The 3953-nt window shown below is 42.8% G+C and carries 4 protein-coding genes; all 4 read left to right on the forward strand.

From position 1 onward, the window contains the following. Nucleotides 1-237 precede the first annotated feature (237 nt). The 4 genes from RCH20_RS12415 (at nucleotide 238) to RCH20_RS12430 (ending at nucleotide 3729) form a co-directional block, all read left to right on the forward strand. On the forward strand, nucleotides 238-1017 hold the full coding sequence (locus RCH20_RS12415) for a UTRA domain-containing protein (RefSeq protein WP_327193820.1): 780 nt from the start codon (nucleotides 238-240) through the stop codon (nucleotides 1015-1017). A gap of 319 nt (nucleotides 1018-1336) precedes the next feature. Continuing rightward, a complete protein-coding gene (locus RCH20_RS12420; protein ID WP_327193821.1) occupies nucleotides 1337-2158 on the forward strand; it encodes an amino acid ABC transporter substrate-binding protein in 822 nt (273 codons plus the stop codon). 53 nt (nucleotides 2159-2211) lie between these two features. After that, a complete protein-coding gene (locus tag RCH20_RS12425; protein ID WP_327193822.1) occupies nucleotides 2212-2895 on the forward strand; it encodes an amino acid ABC transporter permease in 684 nt (227 codons plus the stop codon). A 90-nt stretch (nucleotides 2896-2985) separates the two neighbouring features. Next, nucleotides 2986-3729, forward strand: a complete 744-nt coding sequence (locus tag RCH20_RS12430; protein WP_327193823.1) for an amino acid ABC transporter ATP-binding protein — start codon at nucleotides 2986-2988, stop codon at nucleotides 3727-3729. Nucleotides 3730-3953 lie beyond the last annotated feature (224 nt).

Below are 3953 nucleotides of genomic sequence, written 5' to 3' on the forward strand. Positions count from 1 at the left end.
TACAAATTATCAGAGACTGTTTTATCTTGCAAGTTTTTTTAGCCAATAGTTCAATTATTTGCAATATGGTCTTGATAGAACGATGAATAGCGCCATGATTTTGACGATGCCATGATATTATGGCGGCATTAGTGTGATTGATATTGCTGGCTAAAATGAAAGGCTAAGTCTGATAATTAGAATTGATAATCGATAGTGGACATAATAAAAGTAAAAATGACAAAGGCGACGATGGGCATGACCAAATTGAGTACGAAAAAGAGGGTTCCTGCGTATCAACGCATTAAAAATGCAATATTAGATAATATTCATCGCGGCAAGTGGCAAGCAGGCGAGGCCATCTCTACAGAAATGGCGTTGGCTGAGCAGTTTGGAGTCTCGAGAATGACCGTGAATCGTGCCTTAAAAGAGTTAAGCGAAGAGCGGGTATTAGAGCGTCGACAAGGCTCAGGAACTTTTGTGGCGCAGCAACAGTTTAATCATACCTTCGTTGAAGTACGTAACATCGCCCAAGATTTAAAGTCGGCCAATCGCGATTATCAAGCGCAGGTGTTGAGTAAACGCAGCATCACAGCTGGCATGCTCGATGAGTATTTGCGCCGTAAGTTCGATATTGAGGCACCGCCAGTATTGCTTACTGAGCAAGTAGTCAAAAATGATTTAAATGATGATGAGGTGGCTGTGCTATACGAAGTAAAGATTATTCACTTCGCCGATGGACAACCGATTCAGTTTGAAGAGCGCTGGGTAGATGCGGTAAAAGTTCCCAGATTTATTGAACAAGACTTTAGCATTGTTAACACCAGTGATTATCTGATTGCTAAGAGTCCACTCGAGCGAGGCAGCTATACTATCCGAGCGCTAGCGGCACCAAAAGAGGTGGCTCACGCGTTGCAGGTCGAAGAGCAGTCACCCACCTTAGTGCTCAGCCGGCAGACTTATTCATCAGGCCAAGTATTAACCTTTGTCAAAATGTGGCATGCGGGTGATCGCTATCAGTTTGCAGGTGAGCTGTAGTAGTCTGAGCGATGCTCACTATTTTTGTACGTTTTTTCTAACCCAGTTGCGCTAGTATAGAAGCAGACAATTATTATTAATTTTAAAAAAAGCTATCTCAATACATAGTCTTAACAAGAGTATTAATAATGTTGAATATGTATTGAAAAATAGGTGTTGCATCCTCAAATCGGCGAGTTATAAGCATACATAATAAATTGCCATAAAATAAGCTGGGCAGCTCATATTTTGCCGCCATATCTACACATTATTGTTATCTATTTATTATAGCTAACGACTGATATTATTCATCCAGATATACTCGAATAAAGGACCTCTTATGAAACGTCGCGCCCTGTTAACCCTAGCTGTTAGTGCTATTTTTCTTACAGCTTGTAGTCAGTCCAATACTGACAATGCTAATGATACTGCAACTGGTGGCTCAGACTTGCTCCAGCGTATCAATAATAATGGCATTATTAATGTCGGTACCGAAGGTACTTATCCACCGTTTACCTATCATGATGAAACGGGCAAGCTTACGGGCTATGATGTCGAAGTCACCCGTGCTGTCGCTGATAAACTAGGCGTAGAAGTAGAATTTAAAGAAACCCAGTGGGATGCGATGCTGGCAGGACTGGATGCAAAACGCTTTGATATGGTGGCTAACCAAGTCAGTCTGACTACGCCTGAACGTTTAGCAAAGTACGATAAAGCGACCGCCTATAGCTGGTCAGGTGCTGTTGCACTGGCGCCAACTGATGACAATCGCTATAGCTCGTGGGAAGCATTAAAAGGTCTGCGCTCAGCACAGTCGCTCAGTAGCAATTATGGTGAGTTGGCAGAACGCTATGGTGCAGAAATTGTTCCTGTGGATGGTATGGCACAAGCGATACAATTGGTCAAACAAGATCGCGCTGACTTCACCATGAATGACAACCTTGCGGTGTTAGATTATCTTAAAAAGTTCCCAGACAGTAGCCTTGAGATCAAACTGGTCGCACCAGCAAGTGAAAAACGCGGTTCTGGTCTGATACTGCTTAAAGGCGATGATGCGGTAGTGGCAAAACTGGACGAAGCTATGGCTGCGCTGCAGGCTGACGGTACATTGACTAAGCTTAGTGATACCTTCTTTGGTGCCGATATAAGCAAACAAGACTAATGATAGTTTCTATAATATCAATGTTAACTGATTTCTTAGCATTATTGCCATTTATGAGCCCTGATCGGGCTGATATTGTCATTAACTCGTTTTGGCCGATGCTTAAAGGTGGTATTTATTACTCGATACCGCTGGCATTAATCTCCTTTGTAATAGGGATGTGTATTGCCTTGAGCGTGGCGCTGATTCGTATCGTGCCACGCGCTAGCATATGGCATGAGATTATTTATCGCATTGCGCGCATTTACGTCTCTGCCATTCGCGGCACACCGATGTTAGTGCAGCTTTTTATTATCTTTTATGGTTTACCCAGTATTGGCCTCAAGCTTGATCCTTTTCCTTCAGCGATTATTGCTTTTTCGCTCAATATTGGTGCTTATGCGTCAGAGACGGTGCGCGCTTCTATTTTGTCCATTCCCAAGGGACAGTGGGAGGCTGGTTCGACAGTCGGGCTGACTTATCTACAAACCTTTCGACATGTGATTTTGCCACAAGCGCTTAGAGTGTCGGTACCGCCGTTATCCAATACTTTTATTAGCCTGGTAAAAGACACCTCTTTGGCGTCATTAGTGTTAGTCACCGAGCTGTTTAAGCAGGCGCAAATTATCACCGCGCGTAATTATGAGTTTATGTTGGTCTATACCGAAGCGGCGGTTATTTATTGGGGTATTTGTTTGTTCTTAACCTTTATCCAAGGCCGACTTGAGACCAGACTTGATCGTTATGTTGCCAAATAAATCATTTGTTAGCCACACCGTATTGTTCCTAATACCTTCGTTATAGTTAAAATCAGTGCAATAATTAAGACACGTGCAACAGGAATTTTTATGATTCAAGTCAATAATATTCACAAAGCCTTTGGCAGCAATCAAGTGCTTAAAGGCATTGATTTGACCATTCACAAAGGTAAGGTGGTAGTGATACTTGGGCCATCGGGTTCAGGCAAAACAACATTTCTACGTTGTCTTAATGCGCTTGAAATTCCTGATCAAGGGATCATTTCATTTGACGATGGTAGTTTGACAGTAAATTTTGCTACTAAGCCGAAGAAAAAAACCTTGCTCGCACTACAGCGTAAGTCAGGCATGGTATTTCAGTCCTATAATTTATTTCCGCATAAGACCGCCCTTGAGAACTTAACTCTAGGACCGGTAGTGGTACAAGGTAGAAGTAAAGCACAAGGCCGCAAACAAGCATTGGCACTACTCGAAAAAGTGGGCCTGTTGGACAAAGCTGATTTATATCCTTTTCAGTTATCTGGCGGTCAGCAGCAGCGGATTGGTATTGCCCGTGCGCTCGCTATTGAACCTTCTTTACTATTGTTTGATGAACCCACTTCCGCTCTTGATCCCGAGTTGGTGCAATATGTCTTAGCGACTATGAAGCAGCTGGCATCTGAAGGCTGGACGATGGTGGTGGTTACTCATGAGATTAACTTTGCTCGTGATGTGGCTGACCATGTGGTACTGATTGAGGATGGGCACATAGTTGAAGAAGGCAGCGCTGAGCAGATGTTTGAGTTATCAACACATCCGCGTACACAGGCGTTCTTACAGCGTATTGAGCAGTAACTTAACAGCAATAACTGAAAAGCAGTAGCTGAACCATACATTTTCGTAGTAATCGCCAATAAAGCCCTTTATTCGTGTCAATAAGGGGCTTTATTTATAGTTAAAATTTTATCACAGTTTAATTTTAAACTTAGATTAACACGTGAAGTGCAATTTCAAACAGCAGGTGAAAAAGAGGCCTAGATGCGCTAGCATCAAGGTTACTATCCACCGCCAAAGTGAGA

This window comes from Psychrobacter sp. PL15 (genome assembly GCF_035984995.1).
In the GTDB taxonomy this organism is placed as follows: domain Bacteria; phylum Pseudomonadota; class Gammaproteobacteria; order Pseudomonadales; family Moraxellaceae; genus Psychrobacter.